General features: G+C 72.6%; 32 protein-coding genes and 1 tRNA gene. 16 read left to right on the forward strand and 17 right to left on the reverse strand.

The window, feature by feature from the left end:
• Positions 1–18: 18 nt before the first annotated feature.
• Positions 19–894 (forward strand): glutamate racemase, encoded by an 876-nt coding sequence (gene murI / locus BMY19_RS27030; protein ID WP_091976926.1) that lies wholly within the window; start codon positions 19–21, stop codon positions 892–894.
• Positions 895–1,007: 113 nt separating this feature from the next.
• Positions 1,008–1,739: a cache domain-containing protein gene (locus tag BMY19_RS27035; protein WP_100253526.1), complete on the forward strand. Its 732-nt coding sequence runs from the start codon at positions 1,008–1,010 to the stop codon at positions 1,737–1,739.
• A 59-nt stretch (positions 1,740–1,798) separates the two neighbouring features.
• Here the strand turns inward: BMY19_RS27035 and BMY19_RS27040 are convergent, their stop codons facing one another.
• Together BMY19_RS27040 and BMY19_RS27045 are read right to left on the reverse strand one after the other, a co-directional pair.
• The gene (locus tag BMY19_RS27040) at positions 1,799–1,990 is read right to left on the reverse strand and encodes a hypothetical protein (protein WP_100253527.1); all 192 of its coding nucleotides are present in this window, start codon (positions 1,988–1,990) and stop codon (positions 1,799–1,801) included.
• Positions 1,991–2,414: 424 nt separating this feature from the next.
• The gene (locus BMY19_RS27045; RefSeq protein WP_020095827.1) at positions 2,415–2,627 is read right to left on the reverse strand and encodes a hypothetical protein; all 213 of its coding nucleotides are present in this window, start codon (positions 2,625–2,627) and stop codon (positions 2,415–2,417) included.
• Positions 2,628–2,869: 242 nt separating this feature from the next.
• Here BMY19_RS27045 and BMY19_RS27050 point away from each other — a divergent pair, with 242 nt between their 5' ends.
• The 4 genes from BMY19_RS27050 (at position 2,870) to BMY19_RS27065 (ending at position 5,223) form a co-directional block, all read left to right on the forward strand.
• On the forward strand, positions 2,870–3,082 hold the full coding sequence (locus tag BMY19_RS27050) for a hypothetical protein (protein ID WP_020095828.1): 213 nt from the start codon (positions 2,870–2,872) through the stop codon (positions 3,080–3,082).
• Between the two features lie 106 nt (positions 3,083–3,188).
• Complete coding sequence (locus BMY19_RS27055; protein WP_042673854.1) at positions 3,189–3,446, forward strand: hypothetical protein; 258 nt, start codon at positions 3,189–3,191, stop codon at positions 3,444–3,446.
• 133 nt (positions 3,447–3,579) lie between these two features.
• Entirely contained in the window at positions 3,580–4,221 is a 642-nt protein-coding gene (locus BMY19_RS27060) for a DUF47 domain-containing protein (RefSeq protein ID WP_042673855.1), read from the forward strand.
• A 15-nt stretch (positions 4,222–4,236) separates the two neighbouring features.
• Positions 4,237–5,223, forward strand: coding sequence for an inorganic phosphate transporter (locus BMY19_RS27065; RefSeq protein WP_100253528.1), 987 nt, complete (start codon positions 4,237–4,239; stop codon positions 5,221–5,223).
• 30 nt (positions 5,224–5,253) lie between these two features.
• Here BMY19_RS27065 and BMY19_RS27070 read toward each other — a convergent pair whose 3' ends face one another.
• From BMY19_RS27070 to BMY19_RS27085, 4 genes are all read right to left on the reverse strand, one after another.
• Positions 5,254–5,589 carry a GCG_CRPN prefix-to-repeats domain-containing protein gene (locus BMY19_RS27070; protein WP_100253529.1) on the reverse strand — a complete coding sequence of 112 codons (336 nt, stop codon included), beginning with the start codon at positions 5,587–5,589 and terminating at the stop codon, positions 5,254–5,256.
• Between the two features lie 84 nt (positions 5,590–5,673).
• Positions 5,674–5,937: a GCG_CRPN prefix-to-repeats domain-containing protein gene (locus BMY19_RS27075; protein WP_042673859.1), complete on the reverse strand. Its 264-nt coding sequence runs from the start codon at positions 5,935–5,937 to the stop codon at positions 5,674–5,676.
• Positions 5,938–6,118: 181 nt separating this feature from the next.
• The gene (locus BMY19_RS27080; RefSeq protein WP_100253530.1) at positions 6,119–7,492 is read right to left on the reverse strand and encodes a sensor histidine kinase; all 1,374 of its coding nucleotides are present in this window, start codon (positions 7,490–7,492) and stop codon (positions 6,119–6,121) included.
• Positions 7,492–8,226 carry a response regulator gene (locus BMY19_RS27085; RefSeq protein ID WP_091976936.1) on the reverse strand — a complete coding sequence of 245 codons (735 nt, stop codon included), beginning with the start codon at positions 8,224–8,226 and terminating at the stop codon, positions 7,492–7,494. Before BMY19_RS27085 ends, BMY19_RS27080 begins: the two co-directional genes overlap by 1 nt.
• A 151-nt stretch (positions 8,227–8,377) precedes the next feature.
• Here BMY19_RS27085 and BMY19_RS27090 point away from each other — a divergent pair, with 151 nt between their 5' ends.
• Positions 8,378–9,457, forward strand: a complete 1,080-nt coding sequence (locus tag BMY19_RS27090; RefSeq protein WP_056525363.1) for a tartrate dehydrogenase — start codon at positions 8,378–8,380, stop codon at positions 9,455–9,457.
• Positions 9,458–9,482: 25 nt separating this feature from the next.
• On the opposite strand, the gene BMY19_RS27095 is transcribed toward BMY19_RS27090, so the two are convergent.
• Positions 9,483–10,538 carry a zinc ribbon domain-containing protein gene (locus BMY19_RS27095; protein ID WP_056525360.1) on the reverse strand — a complete coding sequence of 352 codons (1,056 nt, stop codon included), beginning with the start codon at positions 10,536–10,538 and terminating at the stop codon, positions 9,483–9,485.
• A gap of 210 nt (positions 10,539–10,748) precedes the next feature.
• Between BMY19_RS27095 and BMY19_RS27100 the strand changes: the two genes are divergently transcribed.
• The 4 genes from BMY19_RS27100 (at position 10,749) to BMY19_RS31685 (ending at position 12,147) form a co-directional block, all read left to right on the forward strand.
• Positions 10,749–11,210 carry a cupredoxin domain-containing protein gene (locus BMY19_RS27100; RefSeq protein ID WP_100253531.1) on the forward strand — a complete coding sequence of 154 codons (462 nt, stop codon included), beginning with the start codon at positions 10,749–10,751 and terminating at the stop codon, positions 11,208–11,210.
• A 22-nt stretch (positions 11,211–11,232) separates the two neighbouring features.
• On the forward strand, positions 11,233–11,634 hold the full coding sequence (locus tag BMY19_RS27105; protein ID WP_100253532.1) for a thiol-disulfide oxidoreductase DCC family protein: 402 nt from the start codon (positions 11,233–11,235) through the stop codon (positions 11,632–11,634).
• Between the two features lie 4 nt (positions 11,635–11,638).
• Positions 11,639–11,854 (forward strand): hypothetical protein, encoded by a 216-nt coding sequence (locus tag BMY19_RS27110; RefSeq protein ID WP_012317770.1) that lies wholly within the window; start codon positions 11,639–11,641, stop codon positions 11,852–11,854.
• 158 nt (positions 11,855–12,012) lie between these two features.
• Entirely contained in the window at positions 12,013–12,147 is a 135-nt protein-coding gene (locus BMY19_RS31685; RefSeq protein ID WP_267965754.1) for a hypothetical protein, read from the forward strand.
• A 466-nt stretch (positions 12,148–12,613) separates the two neighbouring features.
• Here the strand turns inward: BMY19_RS31685 and BMY19_RS27115 are convergent.
• Positions 12,614–12,698: transfer RNA gene (locus BMY19_RS27115), tRNA-Leu, on the reverse strand.
• A 67-nt stretch (positions 12,699–12,765) separates the two neighbouring features.
• The gene (leuC, locus tag BMY19_RS27120; RefSeq protein ID WP_020095841.1) at positions 12,766–14,178 is read right to left on the reverse strand and encodes a 3-isopropylmalate dehydratase large subunit; all 1,413 of its coding nucleotides are present in this window, start codon (positions 14,176–14,178) and stop codon (positions 12,766–12,768) included.
• Positions 14,179–14,422: 244 nt separating this feature from the next.
• Here leuC and BMY19_RS27125 point away from each other — a divergent pair, with 244 nt between their 5' ends.
• Together BMY19_RS27125 and BMY19_RS27130 are read left to right on the forward strand one after the other, a co-directional pair.
• Positions 14,423–15,388 carry a 2-hydroxyacid dehydrogenase gene (locus BMY19_RS27125; protein ID WP_091976941.1) on the forward strand — a complete coding sequence of 322 codons (966 nt, stop codon included), beginning with the start codon at positions 14,423–14,425 and terminating at the stop codon, positions 15,386–15,388.
• Positions 15,385–16,296: an AprI/Inh family metalloprotease inhibitor gene (locus BMY19_RS27130; RefSeq protein WP_100253533.1), complete on the forward strand. Its 912-nt coding sequence runs from the start codon at positions 15,385–15,387 to the stop codon at positions 16,294–16,296. Before BMY19_RS27125 ends, BMY19_RS27130 begins: the two co-directional genes overlap by 4 nt.
• 42 nt (positions 16,297–16,338) lie before the next feature.
• On the opposite strand, the gene BMY19_RS27135 is transcribed toward BMY19_RS27130, so the two are convergent.
• From BMY19_RS27135 to BMY19_RS27150, 4 genes are all read right to left on the reverse strand, one after another.
• On the reverse strand, positions 16,339–16,953 hold the full coding sequence (locus BMY19_RS27135; RefSeq protein ID WP_091976944.1) for a cytochrome b: 615 nt from the start codon (positions 16,951–16,953) through the stop codon (positions 16,339–16,341).
• Positions 16,954–17,020: 67 nt separating this feature from the next.
• Positions 17,021–17,587 carry an NAD(P)H-dependent oxidoreductase gene (locus BMY19_RS27140; protein WP_244535033.1) on the reverse strand — a complete coding sequence of 189 codons (567 nt, stop codon included), beginning with the start codon at positions 17,585–17,587 and terminating at the stop codon, positions 17,021–17,023.
• Between the two features lie 184 nt (positions 17,588–17,771).
• A complete protein-coding gene (locus BMY19_RS27145; RefSeq protein ID WP_020095846.1) occupies positions 17,772–18,431 on the reverse strand; it encodes a class I SAM-dependent methyltransferase in 660 nt (219 codons plus the stop codon).
• A gap of 2 nt (positions 18,432–18,433) precedes the next feature.
• A complete protein-coding gene (locus BMY19_RS27150; RefSeq protein ID WP_100253535.1) occupies positions 18,434–19,597 on the reverse strand; it encodes a glycosyltransferase in 1,164 nt (387 codons plus the stop codon).
• Positions 19,598–19,734: 137 nt separating this feature from the next.
• Between BMY19_RS27150 and BMY19_RS27155 the strand changes: the two genes are divergently transcribed.
• The gene (locus BMY19_RS27155; protein WP_100253536.1) at positions 19,735–20,946 is read left to right on the forward strand and encodes a DNA topoisomerase IB; all 1,212 of its coding nucleotides are present in this window, start codon (positions 19,735–19,737) and stop codon (positions 20,944–20,946) included.
• A gap of 35 nt (positions 20,947–20,981) precedes the next feature.
• On the opposite strand, the gene BMY19_RS27160 is transcribed toward BMY19_RS27155, so the two are convergent.
• Together BMY19_RS27160 and BMY19_RS27165 are read right to left on the reverse strand one after the other, a co-directional pair.
• Positions 20,982–21,668 carry a LuxR C-terminal-related transcriptional regulator gene (locus tag BMY19_RS27160; protein ID WP_091679872.1) on the reverse strand — a complete coding sequence of 229 codons (687 nt, stop codon included), beginning with the start codon at positions 21,666–21,668 and terminating at the stop codon, positions 20,982–20,984.
• Between the two features lie 212 nt (positions 21,669–21,880).
• Positions 21,881–22,777 (reverse strand): GGDEF domain-containing protein, encoded by an 897-nt coding sequence (locus tag BMY19_RS27165; protein WP_020095850.1) that lies wholly within the window; start codon positions 22,775–22,777, stop codon positions 21,881–21,883.
• A 74-nt stretch (positions 22,778–22,851) separates the two neighbouring features.
• On the opposite strand from BMY19_RS27165, the gene BMY19_RS27170 reads away from it, so the two are divergent.
• Positions 22,852–23,208 (forward strand): hypothetical protein, encoded by a 357-nt coding sequence (locus tag BMY19_RS27170; RefSeq protein ID WP_100253537.1) that lies wholly within the window; start codon positions 22,852–22,854, stop codon positions 23,206–23,208.
• Here the strand turns inward: BMY19_RS27170 and BMY19_RS27175 are convergent.
• Positions 23,180–23,569, reverse strand: a complete 390-nt coding sequence (locus BMY19_RS27175) for a hypothetical protein (protein WP_091976952.1) — start codon at positions 23,567–23,569, stop codon at positions 23,180–23,182. The genes BMY19_RS27170 and BMY19_RS27175 overlap by 29 nt on opposite strands.
• Before the next feature lie 149 nt (positions 23,570–23,718).
• A complete protein-coding gene (locus BMY19_RS27180) occupies positions 23,719–23,949 on the reverse strand; it encodes a hypothetical protein (RefSeq protein ID WP_100253539.1) in 231 nt (76 codons plus the stop codon).
• Between the two features lie 332 nt (positions 23,950–24,281).
• Between BMY19_RS27180 and BMY19_RS27185 the strand changes: the two genes are divergently transcribed.
• Positions 24,282–24,755 (forward strand): AAA family ATPase (locus BMY19_RS27185; protein ID WP_139215715.1); only part of this gene is annotated, 474 nt, incomplete at its 3' end.

Here is a 24,755-nt window from a genome sequence, read left to right on the forward strand (position 1 = left end):
GAGGAGTCCGGGGTTCTCATGCGGATCGATCTGATGGCCGGGGCCAGCCTGTCCGCCGCCGCTCTGCGCTGCGCCGCAGAGCCGACCATCCTGGTGTTCGATTCCGGCCTCGGCGGCCTGACCGTCCTCGACGCGGTGCGGCGCGCCCGCCCGGATGCCCGCTACGTCTATGTCGGCGACGACGCCGCCTTCCCGTACGGCCGGCTCTCGGAGGCGACCCTCGTCGCCCGCGTCCTCGCCGTGATGGAGCGGCTGGTCGCGACCCACCGGCCCGACCTCGTGGTCATCGCCTGCAACACCGCCTCGACGCTGGTGCTCCCGGCGCTGCGCCAGCGCTTCACGACGCCCTTCGTGGGGGTGGTCCCGCCGATCAAGCCCGCCGCCGAGGCGACGCGCTCGCGGCTCGTGACCCTGCTGGCGACGCCCGGCACGGTGGCGCGCTCCTACACCCACGACCTGATCGCGACCTACGCGGGCTCCTGCGCGGTGACGCTGGTCGGCTCGCAGAACCTCGCCGGCTTCGCGGAGACCGAGCTCGCGGGCGCGCCGGTGGACGACGCCACCCTCGCCGCCGAGATCGCCCCCTGCTTCGTCACCGAGGCGGACGGGCGGCGCACCGACGTGGTCTGCCTCGCCTGCACCCACTATCCGCTGCTGCTGCCGCGCCTCCAGGCGCTCGCGCCCTGGCCGGTGACCTGGATCGACCCGGCGCCCGCCATCGCCCGGCGCGTCGTGCAGCTGATCGGCCCCCTCCCCCGCGAGGCGGACCGGCACGGCTCGGCGCTCGGCGCCTTCACGGCCGGCACCTGCCTGACCGACGCCCTGCGCGCGGCCCTCGCCGCCCGGGGCATCGGCGACGTCGCCGTCGAGGCGGTGCCGCTGCCGATGCAGTGAGGCAGTGCGGCGTCTCTCGCCCTGTCATCCCTTGTTCGGGTGATGACCGGTTCAGGCTGACAGGTCTCTCATTCCACCGGTTCGACACGTCATGTTGAAAGCGGGAGAGGCCGATGGCGTCCAGGGCTTCGAGACTGGCGATCCTCGCGCTGCTCGGACTGGGAGCGGTCGCGCCGGCCCAGGCCTGCGGTGACGGTGAGGCTCCGGTATCCTGCGACGATCCGAGCCCGAATGGCTTCGCCTCCTGGATGCTCGGCCGCGTCGATCGGGCCCTGAAAGCCGACCGGACCCGGGCGCTCCAGGACTTCACCGACGGCACGCGCGGGTTCCGCACCGCCGACACCTACGTGTTCTGTATCGATGCGGACGGCGTCATGACCGCCCACCCGAACCCGATCCTGAAGGGGCACGACGTCCGCGACCTGCACGACCGGACCGGCCACCACTTCATCCGCACGATGCTGGACACGGCCAGGCCCGGCCAGATCTCGGTGATCCGCTACCTGTTCCCCAAGCCGGGCAGCACCGTCGAGGAGCCCAAGACCACCTACTACACCCGGGCCGGGGACCAGACCTGCGCGGTCGGCGTGTACGACGCCGACGCCGCGGCCCCGACGGTCGCGACGCCCGAGGGCCGCGTCGCCCTGCTGCGCCAGAAGCTCGACGGCCAGATCCCGAGCAGTGCCCGCGCGGACTGGACCGCCTTCCTGGAGGCCCTGAACGCGCAGGGCGACGAGAAGGCGACGGCGATCGCCGAAGCCCGGCGCGAGCTGAGGGCGGCCGCGAGTGCGCTGGATCAGGCCGGGCTCGGCGCGGCGCGCGGCGGCGCGGCGCGCGGCGAGTAGGCGGGGCGGCCGGGGGCGGCTCGGGCGCCGCGTCGGGGTCGCCTGTCAGGCCGTGCCCGTCACCGCAGGATCTGGGCGCCCGCGATCTGCGCCGTGGCGACCGGGGCCGCGTCGGCCTCGGCGGGCACGACCAGATGGACGAACAGCATGCCGGCCGCGACGATGAGCGCGAGGGCGAGGATGCGCCACAGTTCCAGGATCGGCTCCTGCGCCCGGGCATCCTGGATCGCTCGGTTCGTCTCGCTCGGCATCGCTTCCGCTTTCCCGCCTGTGACCCTCCGGATCGGACACCCGGAGGATGAACGCTTGGTAAAATCCGCCCCGATCGGCCCGGCCCGCCGAGGCGGGCTCGGCGGGAAGCGGGGTCCGGCGTCGGGATCGTCGCCGCCACCGCGAGGCAGAGGGAGCGGGCGCTGGCGATCGCCTCACCGACCGGGGCCGTGTCGCAGCGGAATGGGGCCGCAGCGGGACGGGCCCGGTCCCGCGGCGTGCGGTGCCGCACCCGCTGACGTTGCGGCCGGGGCGCGGTCTCGGTCACGAGGCCGAGCGCGGAGGCCTCACCCCGTCGTCTCGGATCCACCCGCACGTCCCGGAAGCGAGAGGGACGGGCTCGGGTGCGACGTCGATGGCCGGCGCGGATCCGGGCCGGTCCCGGTGCCCGCAGGTCCGGTCGACCTACGCGGCGGCCGGCAGGGCGGCGACCTCGCAGCTGTCGGCGCGCAGGCGCCAGTCGACCACCCGGGCCCCCGCGCAGAGCAGCGCCTTGGCCTGCCAGACGGCCGACACCTCCGACGGCGCCCGGACCAGGATCGCGCGCTGCCGCACCCGGTGCTCGTGGCCGGTATCGTCCGCGACGGTCTTGTAGAAGGTGACGCGATAGAGGCGCATGGTCCGGGCTCCGGTTGGGCGCGGGGATCTTGGGAGACCGGGGCGGCGCGCGCATTGATCCCGCGCAAGGACGGGACGCCCGCCACGAGCGCGGGCGTCGCGGGTGGGCGCAATCAGTTGTCGACAGTTGAATACCGAGCGATACAGGGCGTTGATTACATTCGCGGGAATGGTCTAGCTTCATCAGCAATCGTCCGCAGTCCGGAACGGTCCGCGGCGGGGCTCCAGACCGGGAGTGCCTGATGTTCGAGAGCGTGTTCTGGGGTGCGGTACTCGTCGCGCTGATCGGTTCGGCCGCGCTGGTGGCGATCGGCGCCAGCGTCCAGCCGCGGTTGGGTCGCAAGATGGAGATGGACGCGCGCCTCGCCGATCCGCGCCGCACCTTCGGGCGCAAGCGGCGCTGGGCGCGTCCGCCGCGGACGATGCGGCGACCCGGCCTGCTCCCCATGCGGTGACTAGCGCTGCACCAAAGACGTACATCTCCCGCCGCCGGCGCGCGTGATAGCTACCTGTTCACTGCGGAAATGCAGTGTTCACGCCGGGCTGGAGGGATCGGTACTGATGAGCGTGCGTCAGATTTGTGATCAGGTTCGGATCGCCGAGCAGGCCTTCACCGCCGCGCTCGGCAACATGAAGGCCGCAGGCCTCCGCGAGTCGCTGACCCGCGAGCTCCAGGAGATGGAGAGCGCCGAGATCGACGCCGGGCAGGACGCGGCCGCGGCGCGGTCGGCCTCCTGGAAGCGGGTCAAGATGCTGCACGGGCTCGGCTACCCGGTGGATTTCGGCTGGCTCCACGCCGCCGCCAGCCCGGTCCGCTGAGCGGCGCCGGCCGGCGCCGCCCCGCTGGCAGATTGTTTGCCGGCTCCCGGATCGGGTCGGCGCTCTCGCCCGTTGTGCCTGCCGGGTGCCGTCGCACCCGGCCGCCGCGCCGACCTCTCGATCCGGACACGCCATGCTGGCTTGGTTTCGCGCCCTGATGCCGCGGGAGGACCGGTTCTTCGATCTCTTCGAGCGTCACGCGCGGACGCTCGAGGACGGCGCGGCCGCCCTGCGAGGACTTCTCGACGGGACTCAGGCCGTCCCGGCGGCCTACGCGGCGATCGCGGCCCACGAGGACGCGGCCGACGGGATCACCCGCGAGGCGCTGCTGGCGGTCCGCCGGACCTTCATCACGCCGTTCGACCGCGGCGACATCCAGGCCCTGGTCGGTTCCCTCGACGACGCCATCGACCAGATGCTCAAGACCGCCAAGGCGGTCCAGCTCTTCGAGGTGACCACCTTCGAGCCGGCGATGCGCGAGATGGGCGCGGTCATCCAGGAGGCCGCGCAGGTCACCGCCGAGGCGCTGCCGAAGCTGCGGGCCCTCGGCGAGAACGCCGCCGCGCTGAACAGCCTGACCGAGCGCGTCATCGAGCTGGAGGGGCGGGCCGACGACCTGCACAATGACGGGCTGAAGGCCCTGTTCAAGGCCTCGGGGCGGGATCCCATGGCCTTCCTCGTCGGGTCCGAGCTGTACGGCCACCTGGAGAAGGTCATGGACCGCTTCGAGGACGTGGCGAACCAGATCAGCAGCATCGTCGTCGAACATGTCTGAGCCGCAGGTCGCCGCGTGACGCTCCTAGTCGTCCTCATCGTCCTCGCCCTGGTCTTCGACTTCCTCAACGGGCTGCACGACGCCGCGAACTCCATCGCCACGATCGTGTCGACGCGGGTGCTGGCGCCCCGCTACGCCGTGTTCTGGGCGGCGTTCTTCAACTTCGTGGCCTTCCTGGTCTTCGGCCTGCACGTCGCCGGCACGGTCGGCTCGGGCATCATCGACGTCGCGACGGTGGACGACCGGGTCATCATGGGCGCGCTCGGCGGCGCCATCACGTGGAACCTGGTCACGTGGTACGCCGGCATCCCGTCCTCCAGCTCCCACGCCCTGATCGGGGGCCTGCTCGGCGCCGGCATCGCCAAGGCAGGGGTCGGCGTGATCGTCTGGCCCGGCGTCATCGCCACCAGCGCCGCCATCGTCCTCTCGCCGGCCCTGGGCTTCGCCCTCGGGCTGCTGCTGATGCTGGCGGTCTCGTGGATCTTCGTCCGCTCGACGCCGCACGCGGTGGACCGCCTGTTCCGGGGCCTCCAGTTCGTCTCGGCCTCGCTCTACTCGCTCGGCCACGGCGGCAACGACGCCCAGAAGACCATGGGCATCATCGCGGCCCTGCTCTACGCCCACGGCGAGAGCGGGTCGTTCCACGTGCCCCTCTGGGTGGTGCTGTCCTGCCAGACCGCCATGGCCCTCGGCACCCTGATGGGCGGCTGGCGCATCGTCCACACGATGGGGTCGAAGATCACGCGGCTGTCGCCCATGCAGGGGTTCTGCGCCGAGACCGGCGGCGCCGCGACGCTGTTCGCTGCGACGGCCTTCGGCATCCCGGTCTCGACCACCCACACGATCACGGGCGCCATCGTCGGCGTCGGCGCCGCCCGCCGGGTCTCGGCGGTCCGCTGGAACGTCGCGCAGGGCATCGTGATCGCCTGGGTGATCACGATGCCGGCCGCGGCCCTGGTCGCGGCCCTGACCTACGCGGCCTCCGGCCTGGTCCTGCCGTAGCGGACGGGCGCGGCCGGATCCGCCCCGGGCTCACCAGCGATGGTGCCAGCCGCCGTGGTGCCAGCCACCGTGCCAGCCCCGATGCCAGCCGCCGCGCCATTCCCCATGCCATCCCCCATGCCAGCCGGCATGGCGGAAGCCGCCCCAGCGATAGCCGCCGCCCCACGCGAAGCGTCGGTGCCAGCGGTAGCCGACGCGCGGATAGACCGGGACGTAGACGAACGGCCTGTAGCCCAGATTCGGCCGGCACCAGCCGTAGACGTTGCGGTGGAAGCCGGGCCCGCAGCCGTCGCGCGCCTCGGCGCTCGAGCCGGCCAACAGGACCCCCGCGGCGAGCGCCACGGGCAGGACGAGAGTGCGGATCATGACTCAACTCCGGGAGTGTCTCCACGGGAGTCCGGCCGCGGGGCCGGACGCGGAACGGGGGACGCGATCGAGCGTCCCGGCGTCTCAGTTCGGCCAGCAGCGGCGGCCGTAGGGGCCGATGTGGAAGCCCGCCGGGCACGAGCGGCCGCGGATGTAGCCGCCCCACTGGCCGCCGGTGCGGCAGCCGCCGTACGGGCCGCGATGGCCGTAGGGACCGCAGCCGCCGTAGACCTGGATGATCCGGGCGCCGTCGGCGCCGTCGGAGACGGCGTCCTGCACCAGCGGCAGCGCCGAGGCGGGCACCGCGAGGCTCACGAGGAGGGCGGCGGGAGCGAGAACCTTCAACATCGGTGATCTCCTTCTGCTCGATCGGTCAGCGCGGCCCGGGGCCGGCTGCCGCCGCCGGGACGGAGGATCCGCCGCGGCGTGTGAGCGAAGGTTCGTCCGCGCGCGCTGCCCGGATGTGACCGGGGAGCGCCGTCCTGTAACGATGTGTAACGGCCGGTTGCGGGCCCGTTGCGGGCCGCCGTCAGGACAGGCTCGGCAGGGTCACGACGAGCCGCGCGCCGCCGTCCGCGCCGGCCTCCGCCACCACCGTGCCGCCGTGGGCCTCGGCGATCTGCCGGCTGATGGCGAGGCCCAGGCCTGTCCCGCCGGTCTGCCGGCTGCGCGAGCGCTCGACCCGGTAGTACGGGCTGAACACCGCCGTCCGCTCCGCCTCGGGAATGCCCGGCCCGTCATCCTCGACGACGATCCGGCACACCGTCCCGGCCCGGCTCACCGCCACCGCCACCGAGGAGCGCCCGAACTTGACGGCGTTCCCGATCAGGTTGGCCACGACCCGGCGCAGGGCGACCGCGTCACCGGCCACCGTGGCGTCCCGCACCTCCTCGCCGGTCAGGCTGATCGTGGCGCCCTGGGCTGCGTGCTCGGCTACCTCGACGGCGACGAGATCGGCGAGATCCACCGGTGCCCGGGTCGCCTCGACGGCGGTGCCGCGGGCGAAACCCAGGGACGCCTCGATCAGCTCGGTCATGGCGTCGAGATCTGCCACAAGCTTGTCCCGGAGCATCGGCTCCGCCACCACCTCGGCGCGGAGGCGCAGCCGCGTCAGGTAGGTTTTGAGGTCGTGCGAGATGGCGCCGATCAGCAGCGAGCGCTCGGCCATGAGGCCGGCGATCCGCTCCTGCATGCCCTGCACCGCCTGGGCGAGACGCCGGATCTCGGGCGCCCCCCGGGGCGCGCTCACCCGCTCCGGGGCGCGGCCGTCGAACCGGGAGACCGCGTCGGTCAGGCGGCGCAGCGGCGCGAGTTCGTGGCGCGTGCCGACCAGGACGAGACCGGCCGCCGCGGCGCCGAGCACCGCCACCCAGAGGCTCAGCGGCTGGCCGAACAGCCACGGCATCAACGAGCGGCGATGCTCGGCCGCGCTGATCACCGCGTACCGGCCGTCGGGCAGCCGGTAGGTCGCCAGCGCGAGGCGTCCGATCGGCCCGGCGCGCTCGGCCTGCGCGATGTTGGCCGGATCGACGCCGCGGCGCAGCAGGGCGGCGTCGGTGTAGGCCTGGACGCGGTCGGCCGGCTCGGCCGTCATCCGCCGGATCCGAGTTTCCAGGCGGGGCTCGCGGATCAGGTCGACGGTGTCGGGCGGCGCGTCGACGATCTCGGCCCGCAGCACCTCGCCGCTGACCGCCTTCAGGATGGCCGGCCTCTGGGCGGGATCCGCGTCGCGCAGCAGCGTCATGATGCCGGCGGCCTGGTCGACCCGCGGGAAGCGCGAGCCCGCGGGCAGCCGCTCCTCCCGGCGCTGCCAGTGATCCAGGGCCACGGTGGCGAGGACGAGCAGGGAGAGGGCGCCGAGCAGGAGCAGCATGATGCGCCCGAGGAGCCCGACGCGGCCCATCACGGCGTTCCGGAGCGGACCGGGGCGGCCAGGATGTAGCCGGCATTGCGCACGGTCCTGAGCAGGGACGCGGCCTGACTGCCCGAGGCGTCGAGCTTGTGCCGCAGGCGGCTGACCTGGACGTCGATGGTGCGGTCGAAAGCGTCCGCGGTCCGGCCCCGGGTCCAGTCGAGGAGCTGGTCGCGCGAGAGCACCCGCTGCGGCCGGGTGACGAAGCAGTGGAGCAGGTCGTACTCGGCGCTGGTCAGCGGGATCTCGGCGGCGGGATCGCCGGTGATCACGGTGCGGGCCGCGAGATCGACGACGAGGTCGGCGACACTGAGACGCTCGGAGGCGGCCGCGGCGGGCTGGCCGCCGGCGACGTGGGCCCGTCGCAGGACCGCGCGGATCCGGGCCAGCAGGACCCGCGGGTTGAACGGCTTCGAGACGTAGTCGTCGGCGCCCATCTCCAGGCCGAGGACCCGGTCGATGTCCTCGTCCTTGGCGGTCAGCATCACGACGGGCGGGCCACCGGCGTCGCGGAGCCGGCGGCAGATGGAGAGGCCGTCCTCGCCGGGCAGCATCCAGTCGAGGACGACGAGGTCGGGCGCGGGGCCCGCCGCGATCAGGCGGTCGAGGGCCGCGCCGCCGTCGAGGGCGACGGCGCGGAACCCCTCGCCCTCCAGGTAGCCGGCGAGCAGGGCGCGGATGTCGGGATCGTCCTCGACGATGGCGATGGTGGTGCCCTCGTGCATGGGGCGAGCATAGGGGCGGCCGGCGGCACGGCAACGCGAAACTGCACAGTGTCACAAAACGTTACACGTCCCGATCCGGACACCGAGGCCGCGCCCGCCGTCACGCGCTCGCTTTCTCGTCTCGCCCCCGAAGACACACGAGAAGACACCCATGACGAAGACCTACACCATCGCGGCCATCCCCGCGGACGGCATCGGCGTCGAGGTCATCGCCGCCGGCATCGAGGTGCTCGACGCGCTGGCCGAGAAGACCGGCTCCTTCGCCTTCCAGTTCGACCATTTCGATTGGGGATCGGACTACTACAAGAGGCACGGCGCGATGATGCCGGCCGACGGCCGTGACCAGATCCGGAACCACGACGCGATCTTCTTCGGCGCGGTTGGGGCGCCGGACGTGCCCGACCACATCACCCTCTGGGGCCTGCGGCTCGCGATCTGCCAGCCCTTCGACCAGTACGCCAACGTCCGCCCGACCCGGATCCTGCCGGGCATCACCAGCCCGCTGCGCAACGTTTCGGGTCCGGAGCTCGACTGGGTGATCGTGCGGGAGAACTCGGAGGGCGAGTATGCCGGCGTCGGCGGACGGGTCCACCAGGGCCATCCCAACGAGGTCGCCACCGACGTCTCGATGATGACCCGCTCGGGGGTCGACCGGATCATCCGCTACGCGTTCGAGCTCGCCCGCTCCCGTCCGCGCAAGCTGCTCACCGTGGTCACCAAGTCCAACGCCCAGCGCCACGCCATGGTGATGTGGGACGAGATCGCCGCCGCGGTCGCGAAGGACTTCCCGGACGTGACCTGGGACAAGATGCTGGTCGACGCCATGACGATGCGCATGGTGACGAAGCCCGAGACCCTCGACACGATCGTGGCGACGAACCTGCACGCGGACATCCTGTCGGACCTCGCGGCGGCGCTCGCCGGGTCGCTCGGCATCGCGCCGACCGCCAACATCAACCCGGAGCGGACCTACCCGTCGATGTTCGAGCCGATCCACGGCTCGGCCTTCGACATCGCCGGCAAGGGCATCGCCAACCCGGTCGCGACCTTCTGGACGGCGTGCCAGATGCTGGAGCACCTCGGCGAGAAGCCGGCGGCCGACCGGCTGATGCGCGCGGTCGAGCGGGTCACCGCGGATCCGAACCTGCACACGCCGGACCTCGGCGGCACAGCGACGACCCGTCAGGTCACCGACGCGGTCATCGCGGCGATCCGGGGCGACAACGCCTGAGGCGTGCCCGGGTGCCCGGGCGGCCTCAGGGCGCCTCGCTCGCGAGATCCGGGCTCCGGGTGCCGCAGGCCCGGCAGAAGCGCTCGAAGGTGCTCTTGCGCTGCGCGCAGGACGGGCAGTGCGCGAAGATGCCGAGCCCGCAATGGGGGCAGAAATTCGTGCTCGCGTCGTCGAGGGCGATCGGCCGCTCGCAGCCCGGGCACGCCTTCTTGGCGAGGCGCGCCAGGGCCTGGTCGGTGGCGATCTCGGTCCGCCGCTCGGCGTCCGGGCGCGCCTCCACCACGGCCTGCCGGGCGCGGTAGGCGTGCAGCGCGTTGATCGCCGCCCGGCCCGCGACCAGGGTGACGATCACGCCGACGCCGTACTGCACGTAGCCGCCGTAGCTCGGCATGTAGGGCACGAGCTCGACGAAGAACGCGAAGGCCGCCGCGAAGGCGAAGCCCCACACGAAGGGCCAGTTGCGGGTGCGGCGGCGCTTGAGCAGGAGCCATCCGGCGAGGGCCAGCAGCGGCAGCGTCAGGGCGAGGCGATAGCCGAAGACGCGCAGCTCCTGGCCGCGCTCGGCCGCGTCGAGGCGCGTCTGCGCGGCGGCCCGCAGGTCGGTGTCCACGCGCAGCTGCGCCGCCTCGCGCTCCGACAGGTCGAGCCCCGTCCGCGCCAGGGCCGCGAGCCGCTCCTCGATGGTGCGCTCGGCGGCCTTCAGCGCGTCGAGCTGCTGCGTGCGCGCGATGAGCCCGGGATCCTGGTCGACCCGCTGCGTGGCGTCGCGGGTCTTCAGCCAGTTGGCGAAGGTCTCGCGCGCGCCCTCGGAGGCGGCCTGCGCAGCCTCGAGGGCGAGCTGGTCCTGCTCGACCGTCCGGCGGTTGTCGTCCTGCTCCCGGCGGATCTGCTTGAGGGCCTCGGCCGACGCCGTGCCCTGGTCGGTGTCGAGGAACTGGTCGAGAGTGTAGCGGTGCTCAACCTGCGGCAGATCGCCGACGACCAGCGAGCCGAGCCCGATCAGGAACCACGCGAAGACCAGCGCGACGAGCCAGAGCGCCAGCGTGAACCAGCGCTCGGAGAGCCTTGAACCGGACCGCACGCGAATCGACCTCACTCAAAACCGAAGCGGGTCCTTATACCGCGTGACGCCCCCGGGATATGCCGGCTGATCCGGCGGCGGGACCCGCGGGCGCGATCGCTGGCATCCGCCCGGGTGCGGCGTTGCGCCCGGGAACGTCGCTGACCGCGCCGCCTTTCCCGGCGGTGTGCTCGGCGGAGCGCGCTGCCCCTCCAATCCGGACGTATCGACATGCTGACACTCGCGCGCGGATCGGCGACGCTCCTGGCTCTCTCTGCTGTCCTGGCCGCAGGGCCGGCCTTGGCTCAGGGCAAGCCCCTGCCGCCGCCCGCCACAGACGCGATGCCGCCCGTGGAGCTGACGATCAGCCTGAAGGACGGCAAGCCGGTCTGCGACCCGGCCGAGCTCAAGCTTCCGGCCGACACCAACGTCGCGCTGAAGATCGTGAGCAGCGCCGACGCGCCGGTGACGATCACCGCGCCCGGGCAGTTCGAGAACGGCCTCGTGCTGCACGCCGACGGAGACCTCGTGCATGTCGCCAGCGAGAAGGGCTACACGGTCAAGCAGAACGGCAGGGGCACGCTGCGCCTGCGGACGATGAAGGCCGGGCAGGAGGAGTACGCCTGCACCAGCACGCGCAACGCCGACGCGCCCTTCAAGGGCAAGCTCGTCCTGAGCCCGCCCGCGAACTGAGCCCCTGAGCACCGGCGCGGCCATGGCCGAGGATCGCTCCGACGGGCGGCTCAGCGTCTACTACGACGGCGGCTGCCCACTGTGCCGCGCCGAGATCGACCAGTATCGCCGGTGCGCCGGCGCGGACCGGCTCGCCTTCGTCGATGTCGGCTCCGGAGCGCCCGAGCCGGCGCTCGGCGCGGATCTCGACCGAGCCCGGGCCCTGCGCCGCTTCCATGTCCGGACCGCGGACGGGCAGCTGATCTCCGGCGCCGCCGCGTTCGCGCGCCTCTGGCAGACACTGCCCGGCTGGCGCTGGCTCGGCCGCCTGGTCGACCTGCGCGTCCTCGGTGTCCGGCCGATTCTGCCGGTCGCCGAGCTGGCCTACCGGCTGTCGCTGCCGCTGCGGCCGCGCCTGGCCCGGCTGATGGCCCGCCTCCGGTGAGCCGATGGCGACCCGCTGCGTCCACTATGTCGGCTTCCGGGACGACCGGTACTGGAACGCCTACCGAATCTTCGGCGGCCCGCGCGTGATCCACCGGCGCTGGGATTTCTACGCGACCCGCGACGTCGGACCGGACGACGTGGTGGTGTTCGCCGAGGGTGACGAGACGCAGCCTGTCGCGGACAGGAACGCCACGGACCTCGACGAGCGCTGGCTGTAGCGGTCACGCGGGGCGTGCCCCTGCCGGGAAATGGGCTCCCGCGGATGCCGCCGCGTCTCCGTGCCGGAGGAAACCCCAGCACCTTAAGAGGTATTGCACCCCCACAACAATTCGCGAGAGTAGCGGTGAGCTTCCACTCGCAATCGAGGAGGTCCGCGGTGGTCGAGATCCGTATATCGGAGGACAACGACGGCCGCTGGACGGTCTACGCGCCGGGGCTGGTGGTCACCGATCTGACGCACGAGGAAGCCCAGGCTTTCGCGGCAAGCTACCGGCGCGTCACCGCAGCGTGATCGGGAGAAGCCGGCGCGGCCGTGCCGGCGGGTTTGCGTGGATCCCCGGAGGGACGTCACGCCGCCGCGCGCACGGCGCTGTCGCAGCGCGGGGCACGAAAAAACCGCCACGGCCGGAGCCGGGCGGTTCGAGGTGATCTCGCTGGGGAATGTCGAGACCTCGTCTACGCGCGGGATGGCACCGCGGTTCCGGTCTCCAGGTCGAACGGTGCCCCCTGAGACCCGGACGACCACTCCTACCGCCGTGCCTCCTCGCCGCCCCGTGATCGCATGGCTCGCCACAGCCGAGGAAACGGCGGCACAGCGCCGGGGCTGGTCGGTCGAACGGGGCGACCGATACGCGGACAGTGGGTCGGGCTTTGACGGCCCGAGAGGCGGGACGGGCGCCCGCATCCTCGGTCCGCAGATCCCGCACCCCAGAAACAACAAAGCCCGCCAATACGTTGGCGGGCTGCTGTCAGGCATTTGGTGCCCAGGAAAGGACTCGAACCTTCACCTCTCGCGAGACTGGTACCTGAAACCAGCGCGTCTACCAATTCCGCCACCTGGGCTCGCCGTCGGCCATCGGCCGGCGACGGCTCCGTTTAGGCAACGGAGCCGCCGGCGTCAATCGCGATTTCAGCCCTGCGGCCACTCCCGGATGTCGACGAAGTGTCCGGTGACCGCCGCGGCCGCAGCCATGGCCGGAGAGACGAGGTGCGTGCGTCCGCGGGGACCCTGGCGGCCCTCGAAATTGCGGTTCGACGTCGAGGCGCAGCGCTCGCCCGGACGCAGCTTGTCCGGGTTCATGCCGAGACACATCGAGCAGCCCGGCTCGCGCCAGTCGAAGCCCGCCGCCTTCAGGATCTTGTCGAGACCCTCGGCCTCGGCCTGCGCCTTCACGAGGCCGGAGCCCGGCACGATCATCGCCGAGACGCCCTCGTGCACCTTCCGGTCGCCGACGACCCGCGCGACCTCGCGCAGATCCTCGATGCGGCCGTTGGTGCAGGAGCCGATGAAGATCCGGTCCAGGGTGATGTCGGTGATCCGGGTGCCCGGCGTCAGGCCCATGTAGGCGAGCGCCTTTTCCTTCGACTGCCGCTTGTTCTCGTCGGCGATCTCGGACGGGTCCGGGATGCGGCCCTGGATCGAGATCACGTCCTCGGGGCTCGTGCCCCAGCTGACGATCGGCGGCAGGTTGGCCGCGTCGAGACGCACCTCGCGGTCGAAATGCGCGCCGGCGTCGGTGACGAGGCTCTCCCAGTAGCGGCGGGCTGCGTCGAAGGCCGCGCCCTTCGGCGCCTTCGGGCGGTCCTTCACGTAGGCGAAGGTCGTCGCGTCGGGGGCGACCATGCCGGCGCGGGCACCGCCCTCGATCGACATGTTGCAGATCGTCATCCGGCCCTCCATCGAGAGCGCGCGGATCGCCTCGCCGGCATACTCGATGACGTGGCCGGTGCCGCCGGCGGTCCCGATCTCGCCGATGATCGCCAGGATGATGTCCTTCGCGGTCACGCCGGGCGGCAGCGTGCCATCGACGGAGACGCGCATGTTCCGGGCCTTGCGCTGCACCAGGGTCTGGGTGGCGAGCACGTGCTCGACCTCCGAGGTGCCGATGCCGTGGGCCAGCGCCCCGAAGGCGCCGTGCGTCGAGGTGTGCGAATCGCCGCACACGATCGTCTGGCCGGGCAGCGTGAAGCCCTGCTCCGGGCCGATGATGTGGACGATGCCCTGGCGGCGGTCGAGGGCGTCGTAGAACTCGATGCCGAAGTCGCGCACGTTCTCGGCGAGCGCTTCGAGCTGCGTGCGGCTCTCGGGATCCTCGATGCCCTGCGAGCGGTCCGAGGTCTGGACGTTGTGGTCCACGACGGCCAGCGTCTTCTCCGGATGGCGCACCTTGCGGCCGGCCACGCGAAGACCCTCGAAGGCCTGCGGGCTCGTCACTTCGTGGACGAGGTGCCGGTCGATGTAGAGGAGGCTGGAGCCGTCCGGCTGGACATCGACGACGTGGTCGTCCCAGATCTTGTCGTAGAGGGTGCGCGGGCTGGTCATCGGTCTTCGTCTTCGGCGATTGGGGTCGGTGCAGAACTCTCGCGATGATGCGTGGTCCTTAGTAGGCATCGCGCGCGGTTTTCGAAAGAGGCGAGCCCTGTGCCGGCCGAACGGCCGCCCGGCTGATCCGCGCGGTTGTCACCGCCGGCCACTCCTGCGCGCTGGCGCCCCACCCCGCACAGGCTCTATGCCGGGACGGGGGAGGCGGCCGACACCGACGCGCGGCCGAACGTGGGAGTGAACGATGGCTGAGGCCCCGGTCGAGATCCTGTTGCTCCGGAAGATGCACCCGCTCGTGGAGAAGGCCTTCGCGGGGCGGTACGGGGTCCACCGGCTGGCTGAGGCCGCGGACCCGGAGGCCCTGCTCGCCGAGATCGGCCCGCGGATCCGGGCGCTCTGCGTCGGCGGCGGGGTGGACGGGGCGCTGATGGACCGGCTGCCGAACCTCGAGCTGATCGCGAATTTCGGCGTGGGCTACGACGCCGTCGACGCCGCCGGGGCGCAGCGGCGCGGGATCGTCGTCACCAACACGCCGGACGTCCTCACCGACGAGGTCGCCGACCTCGCCCTCGGCCTCACCCTCGCCACCCTGCGGCGGATCCCCCAGGCCGACCGCTACCTGCGGGACGGCCACTGGCCCAAGGCGCCCTTCCCGCTGACGGCATCGCTGCGCGGGCGGCGGGTCGGCATCCTCGGTCTCGGCCGGATCGGGCGGGCGATCGCCCACCGCCTGGAGAGCTTCGGCGTCGCGATCGACTATCACGGCCGCAGCCGGCAGGCCGACATACCCTACACATATCACGATACGTTGATCGGCCTCGCCCGCGCGGTCCACATCCTGATCGTGGTGGCGCCCGGCGGCGCCGACACGCGCAACCTCGTGGACGCGGCCGTGCTGGAGGCGCTCGGCCCCGAGGGCATCCTGATCAACGTCGCCCGGGGCACCCTGGTCGACGAGGCGACGCTGACCGCGGCGCTGAAGGCGGGCACGATCCTCGGCGCCGGCCTCGACGTGTTCGAGAACGAGCCGCACGTGCCCGCGGACCTCGCCGCCCTCGACAACACGGTGCTGCTGCCGCATGTCGGGTCGGCCTCCGAGCACACCCGCGCGGCGATGGCCCAGCTCGTCGTCGACAACGTCGTCTCGTGGTTCGAGGGACGGGGTCCGCTGACGCCCGTCGCCGAGACACCCTGGAGACCGACCGCGTGAGACAGGCTCGGGCCGCCCTGCTGGCCGCATCGGCGCTGATCGCGACCGCCGCGATCGTCCGGCCGGCCGCCGCCCAGGACGTGCCCGCCGCCACCGAGGAGGCCGCACCGCCGTCCCCTCCTCCGGCCGCGGAGACGCTCGCAGCGCCCCCGGCTCCGACCGCGCCGCCGAGCCTCCCCGAGAAGCTCGGGCAGGTGCCTGGAACCTGGGACCTGTCGCGGGACGGCACCAACCGCCGCTGCGTCATGACGCTGGTGCTCGACAGCGGCGAGGCGGGGCAGCGGCTGCGCTTCCCGGCCGGATGCCGACGGGCCCTGCCGGTCCTGAACAGCGTCGCCGGCTGGCTCTTCGTCGACGGGGCCGTCCGCCTCGTCGACCGCAACGTCCGCCCGGTCCTCGATTTCGCCAAGCGGCCGGACCAGCGCAGCCTCGTCGCCCAGGCCGAGGGCGGCGAGCGCTACAGTCTCGTTCCCCTCGACATCGTCGCGATGCGGCCGGCCGACGCGGCCGCCGCGCCCGAGACCGCGCCGACGGATCCGGCGAGCCCGGCCCTCTCCCCGCTCCAGACCGCGGCCCCGGTGCCGGCCGAGCTGCAGCCGCCGCCGACCGCCTCGACCGCGACCGCCTCGGCGGGGCCGGCGCCGGGCCTCTACGCCCTCGACCGCTTCCAGCAGCGCGACACCTGCCGGATCAACCTCGACGGCACCGGCGGCGGCGTGCGCATCGTCCCCGGCTGCCACGACAGCGGCCTGGAGGTGTTCGACCCGGTGCGCTGGCGCTACGCGAAGGGCCGGATGACGCTGACCGCCAAGCGGGGCCACAGCATCGACCTCGTGCCGAGCGGCGACGGCCGGTGGCGGCGCGATCCCGAGGTCGGCACCACCTTCGTCCTGCGCCGCGTCGATTGAGCGCACCGCGCGGCGACGGCCGCGCGCTCGATGACGGGTGCGTCAGCGCGACGAGCCGCGCCCGTCCTGGACCGGCAGCATCCGCTCCAGCAGACCGTCGCGGCGGATGACCAAGTGCCACGCCGTGCCGGCGATATGCAGCAGGACCAGGGCGTAGACGAGCCACTGGCCGAACACGTGGATCGACTCGAAGATCTTCTGCGTCGCGTCGTCCTTCGGCAGTCCCGGGATCGTGAACAGCCAGAAATACGGCGTGTCGCGCCCGGACAGCGCGCTGAGCAGGTAGCCGCTGATCGGCATGATCAGGAAGATCGCGTAGAGCAGGAAATGGTTGATGCGCCCGATCAGCGTCAGGAGCCGGGGCGCCTGCGGGTCCGGCGGCGCCGGCCGGATCATCCGCCAGAGGATCCGCACGACCACGATTGCCAGGATCGTCAGGCCGACCGACTTGTGCAGCACGAACATGCTGCCCTTGGCGGGTGTCGGCGGCAGGCTGATCGCGACCCAGGCGAGCGGCAGCACCGCCAGGACGAGGGCGGCGTTCAGCCAGTGCAGCGCCTGCGAGACCGGGTGGTAGCGCGGCAGTCCGGATGCCGTGACGTAGGTGGCGGGCAGCGCGGTCGGCGCCTTGCCGGCCGTGAGCGGAGAGCCTGACATGATCCCTCGCGGAAGAGCGTGGTCCCCCTCCGATCTAGGGCCCGCCTCAGGCCGGGGGAGTCTCCCGTCAGCCGGATGCGCCGGACGAGGCCGTCCGCGACACGTCGAGCAGGGCTGCGAGTTCCGCGGCCGCGGCGCGCAGCCGGATCGCCACGGTCTCGTCGACGATGCGGCCGTCCACCAGGTCGTCGGACCCGGCATAGACCGAGGTCGGCGCGACATGGGCCGCGAAGAAGCCGAACAGGGGCCGGAGCCCGTGCTCGACCACCAGGGCGTGGCGCAGGCCCCCGCCCGTCGCGGTCAGCGCCACCGGCATGCCGATCATCCGGGCCGGGTCGACGAAGTCGAAGACGTGCTTGAACAGCCCGGCATAGCCGCCCTGGTAGACAGGCGTCCCGACGATCAGCGCGTCCGCCGCCTCGATCGCCTCGACGAGGCGCGCGGCGGGCGCCGAGAGGTCGTCCCGCTGCGTCGCGCCGAGGCCCGGGCCGGCATCCATCAGGTCGTACACGGCGAGGTCGATCGCGCGCAGGCGACCGAGTTCGGCGCCGAGGGCCTCGACCAGGATGCGGGTGCGCGAGGGTCGCTTGGCGCTGCCCGAGAAGGCGACGACGCGGGCACGGCTAGGCTTCACACTCGACTCGACACTCACCACGAAACCTTCCGCCGCAGCACGCCCTGATCCGGGACTCCGAACACCCTGGCGCATGCGCGGCACGCGACGCGGGTCGATTCGACGGTAACGCATTCCCGTGCCGGATAAAGCCTCGGCGCGGCCGCGCGGGCGGCGGTCCGGCGGGACCGTCTCGGCGGATCCGTCATCCGCGGAGCCGCCAGACGTGGCTGCGCTTGATCTCGGAATCCTCCAGCGCGCGCGAGACCGGAACCTCGTAGGTCGCGAGGCAGTCGAGGCGGTCCCGCGGAAGGTAGGTGCGGCCCGGATCGCCGATCAGCACGGTGACGCCGCGCGCCTGCAGGCGAACGAGCCAGGCGGTCACGGCCTCGGCGAGGTCGCGCTCGTAGAACACGTCGGCCGCCAAGACGAGATCGGCCCGGGGATCCGTGGCGAGGAGATCGTCGGCGATCGCGGCGACGCGGTCGCCGACGCCGTTGGCCGCGGCGTTCAGCCCGATCGCCGCGACGGCGAAGGGGTCGAGGTCGCTGGCGACGACGTGGCGCGCCCCGGCGCGGGCCGCCGCGATCGCGACGAGGCCGGACCCCGAGGCGAAATCCACCGCGCGCGCGCCGTCCGCGACGTCCGGGTTGTCGAGGACGTAGCGGGCGAGCGCCTGGCCGCCCGCCCAGGCGAACGCCCAGAACGGCGGCGGCAGCCCGATCGCCTGCAACTCCTCCTCGGTCCGCTGCCAGAGATCGGTCGCCTCGTCGGCGACGTGCAGGCGGATCTCGGGCGCGTGGGGGACGGGCAGCAGGCGGGTGTTGGCGCGGATGAAGCCGGCGGGATCGTCCGGTGCGCGCACGGTCAGGCCTCCAGCAGGTCGCGCCACACGGCGCGGACCTGGTCGGTCACCGCGGTCTCGGTGAAGCCCCCGGTCTCGATCCGCGCCCGCGCGGCCGCGCTCAGGCCGGCGACGAGACCGGCATCGCCGCTCAGGCGCGCCAGCGCGGCGGCCAGGGCGGGCGCGTCGTCCGGGGGAACGAGCAGGCCCTCGACGCCGTCGCGCACGAGGCTGCGGCAGCCCGGGACGTCGGACGCGACCAGCGCCCGGCCGCAGGCGGCGGCCTCCAGCAGCGTCCGCGGCAGGCCCTCCCCGCCGCGCGAGGGCAGGCAGGCGACGTGGTGGCCGGCCCAGACCCCCGCGACATCGGTCGTCGGCCCGTGCCAGACGATGCCGTCGCGGCTCCAGGCGCGCAGGGTGTCGGCGCCGATCGCCCGCCGGTTCGACGGGTCCGGCGCGCCGTACAGCGCCAGCTCCACCGGCGCGCCCTGGCTCCGGGCGAGGCGGACGGCCTCGACGGCGACGTCGATCCCCTTCGACCACAGCATCCGGGCGACGACGGCCACCCGCAGCGGCGGCATCGGCGGCAGCGGCTGCGGGACGAGGATCGCGGGATCGACGCCGGCGCCCCCCACCACGGTCACCGACCGGTCGAGCGGGTCCAGGCCCAGGGCCAGGGCGTCGTCGGGGTTCTCGAAGAGGAAGCGCGTCCGCGACGAGGCCAGCGGCCCCCGGATCAGCGCCCGCAGGGCGAGGCGCGCCGCCCGGCCGAGGCGGTCGCTCCGGGCGCCGACGAGGCCGAGGCCGGTGAGGGCGAAGACGCGGGACGGGATGCCCGCCATGGCGGCGGCCGTGCCGCCGACCAGGATGCCGCGCAGGGCGATGCAGTGGACGATGTCGGCCTTCAGCGCCTTCAGGATCGCGGCGAGCTGCCCGGCCGCGTAGCCCGCGGCCATCGGGTTGAGGCTCGCCCGCTCGGCCTCCAGGTTGACGACCTGCGCGCCGGTCGCCTCGATGGCGGCCCGGTGGAGGCGGACCCGCGTCACCACCGCGACCGAGAGACCCATGCCGACGGCGGCGCGGGCCATCGGCAGGAAATGCGAGGCGAAGAACCAGTCCTCGGTCACCACGAAGACCAGGCGGCGCATCGGAACGGGCAGATTCCCGGGTTCGGCATCGGACTGCATCCGCCCCCTCTAGCACGGCGGCGGGGCCAGTCCTGCGACGGATGTGCAGGCCCGGAACGGCGATCCCGTGCCGCCGGTTGTCCAAGGCCTTCTCGCCGGGCGAGGCAGCCCGGCGGCGTCGATGGGAGGGGCTGTTCATGGCGTGCGTCGAGACGGCGGAGAGCGGCGGAGACCTCCGCGCCGCGGCCGAGGAGGCCGGACTCGTCTACGTCGATGACGGCCGGCCCGGGCTGACCCGCCGCCGCAGCGGCACCGGCTTCCGCTACTGCGACGCGAAGGGCGCGCCGGTGCGCGACAGGGCCGTGCTGGCCCGCATCCGCGGCCTCGCGATCCCGCCGGCCTACACGGACGTCTGGATCTGCCCGCGCCGGAACGGCCACATCCAGGCGACCGGCCGCGACGCGAAGGGGCGCAAGCAGTACCGCTACCACCCGGACTTCCGGCAGGCGCGGGAGGCCAACAAGTTCTCGCGGATCATGGCCTTCGCGGACGCGCTGCCGGGCATTCGCCGGCGCGTCGACGCCGACATGAAGCGGCCAGGCCTCTCCCGCGACAAGGTGCTGGCCACCGTCGTCCACCTGCTGGAGACCACGCTGATCCGCGTCGGCAACGACGATTACGCGCGGACCAACAAGAGCTACGGCCTGACGACCCTGCGCGATCCCCATGTCCGGATCGAGGGTTCGGCCCTGTCGTTCCGGTTCAAGGGCAAGAGCGGCAAGACCTGGGACGTGTCGCTGAAGGACCGGCGGGTCGCCCGGATCGTCAAGGCCTGCCAGGACCTGCCGGGCCAGGAGCTGTTCCAGTATCTCGACCCGGACGGCACCCAGCGCGACGTCACCTCCTCGGACGTGAACGCGTACCTGCGGGAGATCACCGGCGAGGACTTCACCGCCAAGGATTTTCGGACCTGGGCCGGCACGGTGCTGGCGGCGCTGGCTCTGCGGGAGTTCGAGAGCTTCGACAGCGAGGCCGGAGCCAAGCGCAACATCCGCGCGGCCATCGAGAACGTCGCGGGCCGCCTCGGCAACACGCCGACGATCTGCCGCAAGTGCTACATCCACCCGCAGATCCTCGACTGCTACCTGGAGGGCGGCCTGCTCCTGCAGGTGAAGGACGCGGTCGAATCGGAGCTGAGCGAGGACCTGTCGAGCCTGCGGCCCGAGGAGGCGGCGGTGCTGGGACTCCTGCAGGCGCGCTTCTCCGCCGCCGAGGACGCCGTCAAGGCCGGAGGTCGGGTCAAGCCGGCGGGCGCGCGGAAACGCGGGGCGAAGGTGCCAGAGCGGTCCAAGAGCGGGACGGCGGCCAAGCGCGCGTCCGGAGCCCGGAAGGCGGCCGCGGCCGCTTAGGGGGGCGGTCTCGCCGAGACCGCCCGATCCCCCTCTCAGTGCCGGGACTGGTTGTCGTTGCCCGAGGACCGGTTGTCGGTGCCGCGCCGAACCTGATCGCCGGAATCGACCACCGGGGCTAGGCCGAGCTGGCGGGCCAGCGAGACGAGGTCCTTGAGCCGGCCGGTCTGGGTCTTGCGCCGCAGGTTGAGCCGGTGAGTCTCCACCGTTCGCACGCTGAGCGCCAGCCGCCGCGCGACCTCCTTGTTGCTGAACCCGGAACTCAGGAAGCGCAGCACCTCGGCCTCGCGGGGCGTCAGCCCGAGGCTCTCGCCGGCCTCCGGCGGCATCGCCACCGGCTGCTCCGGCGGGACCAGCACGTCCGAGCCCTCCGCCAGCGCCAGCAGCGCCGCGCCGAGGTCCCGCGGCGACTTGGAGCGCGCCACGAAGGCGTCGGCGCCCGCCGCCAGCAGGGCGCGGAGGTCGTCCGCCGTCAGCGCGCCGAAGGCGACCAACGTGCGCAGCGCCGGCTGGCGCTCCTTCAGGGCGACGATGCGGGCGATCCCGTCGGCCAGCCGGATCTCGTCGAGGAAGACCAGGGCGACGCTGCTGCCGGCGTCGGCGCGATCGAGATCGGCCTCGCCGATGGTGTGGAATTCGGGCATGTGTTCGAGGGTGGCGCGAACCGTCGCGCTCAGGTCCTCCGGCTCATCCAGGATCAGGACGCCAACGGCCGTACTCATGACCTCGCACCTCTCTCTCCCGGCTTGATACAGGCGGCCGGGATCGAAGGCGAAGTTCCAAGATCCGTTCCAGCAACAACTCGCGAATATTAAGCTTTATATTGGCCGAATCGCTCCCCAGAAACGGATACTCGGCGAATCAATGCGCCGATCTGGGACGACGGTGGGACACCGCTCGACGGACTGTGCCGATCCGGGACGGGCGGTCCGGCTCAGCCCGCGACGGCGCGGATACCCTCGCTGTGATCCGGCACCACCCGGTTCCGGCCGCCGCCCTTCGCCGCGTAGAGCGCGACATCGGCCCGCTTGACCAGGGCCTCGACGCTGTCGCCGTCGCGCCACGTGCTGACGCCGAAGCTGCAGCTCAGCGCGATCGGACCCCGCGTCCCGCTGATCCGCAGGGCCTGGACGTCGGCGCGCAGGCGCTCGGCCTGCGCCACGGCCTCCGCGAGCCCGCGGCCGGGCAGGATGACCGCGAATTCCTCGCCGCCGAGGCGTCCCGCGATCCCGGCACCGGCGATCAGCTCGGCCACGGCCTTGATCGCCACGTCGCCGACATCGTGCCCGTGCTCGTCGTTGATGCGCTTGAAGTGATCGATGTCGAGGAGGATCGCCGAGACGGCGCCCGGCCTCGGGTCCCGTGCCGCGGCGGCCCGCGCGCGCTTGAAGAAGGCGCGCCGGTTGTAGGAGCCGGTCAGCGGGTCCGTCTCGGCGAGGCGGATCAGCTCCTCCTGCATGGTGGTCAGGCGCTCGGCCGCGCGCAGGCGCGCGTTCAGCTCCTCGGCGCTCGGCGGCTTCTCGATGAAGTCGTCGGCGCCGCTGTCGAGGGCCTCGGCCAGGCTGCGGACGTTGCGGGCCGACGACATGGTGATGACGTGCAGCGGCCCGCGGGATTCGGCGAGGAGCCGGGCCGACCAGCAGAGTTCGAGCCCGCAGAGCGGCCGCACCTCCAGGCTGGTGATGAGGACCCGGACCGCGGGCGTCGCCGCCAGGAACTCCAGCGCCCGCTCCGAATCCGTGAACGGGTGCACCGCGTGGCCGCGCGGCTCGATCAGGGACGCGATGATCTGCAGCACGACGCGGCTCGAGTCGACGATGACGATCTGCATGGCCTGACCCGCACCCGATATCCGCGGTGTAAGCTGGAAGGCTTAACCGCCCCCCAACGGAGCTGAACCCCGGTATGAGCGTGGCCATTACCACTCCAGATCGGCGCTATATCGTTGTCCGAGCGCGTCTGTGGCGCCGCGCGAAGCCCGACCTGTCGGAAACCTGTCGGGCCGCGCTGGTGCAGCGCCTGATGGCGGCGCGCCGGGGCGTGAAGGAGGCCAAGCGGGCCGAGCGCGCGGGCGAGCCGGGCGCCGCGGAGGCGCTCGCCGCCGCCAGGGCCGAGGTCGATGCGGCGAAGGTCGGACTCGGCGAGCGCGGGCCGGTCTGGTGGACGGACGGCGCGCCCGACCTCAACCGGCACCTCGTCCGCAACACGCCCTACGCGGCGTGGTTCGCGGCGCTCAGCGCCGGGGAACCTGAACCGCGATGACCCGGGCCCCCGCGACCGGGTCGGCCCCGACGGCGCGCGCGCCGCGGCGGCCGTAGGGGGCAGCGTTGATCACCGTCAGGGTCGGCTCGGCCGCCGGAGCGGCCTGGATGCCGGTCACCGTCGGGACGCCGTAGGTGCCGTAGCTCCAGGGCGTGGGCACGATCTGGGTCGGGCGCGGCACGCGGGTCAGCGGGGCGCCGATATAGGTGCCCCGCACGAACTCGCCGGCAAAGCCCGGATCGGCGGCGTAACCGGGCGCGTAGGCGACCGGAGCGTAGGGATCGGTGCTCCGGAAGGTCTGCGCCGACGCGGGCGCCGCCGCCGCCAGAGCGAGCAGGGTCACGATCGTCCGGTTGGCCATGGGTCCGGCTCCGAGGGGTGTCGGCGGGCGCGGTGCGCGCCGGGTGCGGGGCCAACAGACCGGATCACCGGCCGTTCCGCGTCTCCTGTCGCGCAGAGTGCGTAAAGGTCCCGTGATGCCCAGCCGATCGGCCCCCGGGTGCGCACCGGTCAGCGGCAGGTGGTGATCCGCCGGACCACCCAGCCCTCGCCCTCGATCCACAGACGGCGGCGCGCCCGGCTGCAGGTGACGTCGTCCTCCCGCTCCGCCGAGACGGGATGGACCTGCGGGTTGGCCTCGGCGACCTTGGTCTCGGCCGGGCCGTTGGCGGCCTGGGCCGCGAGCGGAACGGCGAGCATGACGGTGCCGGCTGCGGCGGCAGCGATCGTACGGAATTTCATCGGGGAGAAGCGCCCTGCGGCCATGCTGGGAGGTTTGGTCCAGGAATGCGCGGGCCGGCGGTTCGGTTGCATCCCGGTTGCGTCGATCGCGACGGCCCGTGCGCTCGCTCACATCGCCGGTGGCGCCACACGGGCTGACGCCCGGCCACGACGCCCGGCCACGACACCTGGCCACGACACCTGGCCACGACACCTGGCCACCTTGCCCGGCCGCGGCGCTTAGACTTCCCGGCTTTCACGGGTAAGGAAGAACAAAACCGGACGCGCCGGTGCCCAGCCGTCCTGCGAGACCGCCCATCGCGGGCCGCGGCACGGTCCACGAAGCAGGGTTCATGAGCAAGTCGAAGCCTCCGACCAACGCGCTCCTGACACCGGAGAAGCGCACCGAGGACGTCGATCAGACGATCCGCCCCCTGAGCCTGTCCGAGTTCATCGGTCAGCGCGCGGCGCGGGCGAACATGCAGGTGTTCATCGAGGCGGCGAGGAAGACCGGGCAGGCGCTCGACCACGTGCTGTTCGTCGGGCCGCCGGGCCTGGGCAAGACCACGCTCGCTCAGATCGTGGCGCGCGAACTCGGCGTGAACTTCCGCTCGACCTCCGGGCCGGTGATCGCCAAGGCCGGGGATCTGGCCGCCCAGCTCACCAACCTGGAAGAGCGCGACGTCCTGTTCATCGACGAGATCCACCGGCTCAACCCGGCGGTCGAGGAGATCCTCTACCCGGCCATGGAGGATTACCAGCTCGACCTGATCATCGGCGAGGGCCCGGCGGCGCGCTCGGTCAAGATCGAGCTGCCGAAGTTCACG

It is taken from the genome of Methylobacterium sp. UNC300MFChir4.1 (assembly GCF_900110155.1).
Taxonomy (GTDB): domain Bacteria; phylum Pseudomonadota; class Alphaproteobacteria; order Rhizobiales; family Beijerinckiaceae; genus Methylobacterium.

What these genes read in the sequence shown, in the direction of transcription:
- murI (WP_091976926.1), top strand. Translation starts at nt 19, where the DNA reads ATGCGGATCGATCTGATGGCCGGGGCCAGCCTGTCCGCCGCCGCTCTG.
- BMY19_RS27035 (WP_100253526.1), top strand. Translation starts at nt 1,008, where the DNA reads ATGGCGTCCAGGGCTTCGAGACTGGCGATCCTCGCGCTGCTCGGACTG.
- BMY19_RS27040 (WP_100253527.1), bottom strand. Translation starts at nt 1,990, where the DNA reads ATGCCGAGCGAGACGAACCGAGCGATCCAGGATGCCCGGGCGCAGGAG.
- BMY19_RS27045 (WP_020095827.1), bottom strand. Translation starts at nt 2,627, where the DNA reads ATGCGCCTCTATCGCGTCACCTTCTACAAGACCGTCGCGGACGATACC.
- BMY19_RS27050 (WP_020095828.1), top strand. Translation starts at nt 2,870, where the DNA reads ATGTTCGAGAGCGTGTTCTGGGGTGCGGTACTCGTCGCGCTGATCGGT.
- BMY19_RS27055 (WP_042673854.1), top strand. Translation starts at nt 3,189, where the DNA reads ATGAGCGTGCGTCAGATTTGTGATCAGGTTCGGATCGCCGAGCAGGCC.
- BMY19_RS27060 (WP_042673855.1), top strand. Translation starts at nt 3,580, where the DNA reads ATGCTGGCTTGGTTTCGCGCCCTGATGCCGCGGGAGGACCGGTTCTTC.
- BMY19_RS27070 (WP_100253529.1), bottom strand. Translation starts at nt 5,589, where the DNA reads ATGATCCGCACTCTCGTCCTGCCCGTGGCGCTCGCCGCGGGGGTCCTG.
- BMY19_RS27075 (WP_042673859.1), bottom strand. Translation starts at nt 5,937, where the DNA reads ATGTTGAAGGTTCTCGCTCCCGCCGCCCTCCTCGTGAGCCTCGCGGTG.
- BMY19_RS27080 (WP_100253530.1), bottom strand. Translation starts at nt 7,492, where the DNA reads ATGGGCCGCGTCGGGCTCCTCGGGCGCATCATGCTGCTCCTGCTCGGC.
- BMY19_RS27085 (WP_091976936.1), bottom strand. Translation starts at nt 8,226, where the DNA reads ATGCACGAGGGCACCACCATCGCCATCGTCGAGGACGATCCCGACATC.
- BMY19_RS27090 (WP_056525363.1), top strand. Translation starts at nt 8,378, where the DNA reads ATGACGAAGACCTACACCATCGCGGCCATCCCCGCGGACGGCATCGGC.
- BMY19_RS27100 (WP_100253531.1), top strand. Translation starts at nt 10,749, where the DNA reads ATGCTGACACTCGCGCGCGGATCGGCGACGCTCCTGGCTCTCTCTGCT.
- BMY19_RS27105 (WP_100253532.1), top strand. Translation starts at nt 11,233, where the DNA reads ATGGCCGAGGATCGCTCCGACGGGCGGCTCAGCGTCTACTACGACGGC.
- BMY19_RS27110 (WP_012317770.1), top strand. Translation starts at nt 11,639, where the DNA reads ATGGCGACCCGCTGCGTCCACTATGTCGGCTTCCGGGACGACCGGTAC.
- leuC (WP_020095841.1), bottom strand. Translation starts at nt 14,178, where the DNA reads ATGACCAGCCCGCGCACCCTCTACGACAAGATCTGGGACGACCACGTC.
- BMY19_RS27125 (WP_091976941.1), top strand. Translation starts at nt 14,423, where the DNA reads ATGGCTGAGGCCCCGGTCGAGATCCTGTTGCTCCGGAAGATGCACCCG.
- BMY19_RS27135 (WP_091976944.1), bottom strand. Translation starts at nt 16,953, where the DNA reads ATGTCAGGCTCTCCGCTCACGGCCGGCAAGGCGCCGACCGCGCTGCCC.
- BMY19_RS27150 (WP_100253535.1), bottom strand. Translation starts at nt 19,597, where the DNA reads ATGCAGTCCGATGCCGAACCCGGGAATCTGCCCGTTCCGATGCGCCGC.
- BMY19_RS27155 (WP_100253536.1), top strand. Translation starts at nt 19,735, where the DNA reads ATGGCGTGCGTCGAGACGGCGGAGAGCGGCGGAGACCTCCGCGCCGCG.
- BMY19_RS27160 (WP_091679872.1), bottom strand. Translation starts at nt 21,668, where the DNA reads ATGAGTACGGCCGTTGGCGTCCTGATCCTGGATGAGCCGGAGGACCTG.
- BMY19_RS27165 (WP_020095850.1), bottom strand. Translation starts at nt 22,777, where the DNA reads ATGCAGATCGTCATCGTCGACTCGAGCCGCGTCGTGCTGCAGATCATC.
- BMY19_RS27170 (WP_100253537.1), top strand. Translation starts at nt 22,852, where the DNA reads ATGAGCGTGGCCATTACCACTCCAGATCGGCGCTATATCGTTGTCCGA.
- BMY19_RS27175 (WP_091976952.1), bottom strand. Translation starts at nt 23,569, where the DNA reads ATGGCCAACCGGACGATCGTGACCCTGCTCGCTCTGGCGGCGGCGGCG.
- BMY19_RS27180 (WP_100253539.1), bottom strand. Translation starts at nt 23,949, where the DNA reads ATGAAATTCCGTACGATCGCTGCCGCCGCAGCCGGCACCGTCATGCTC.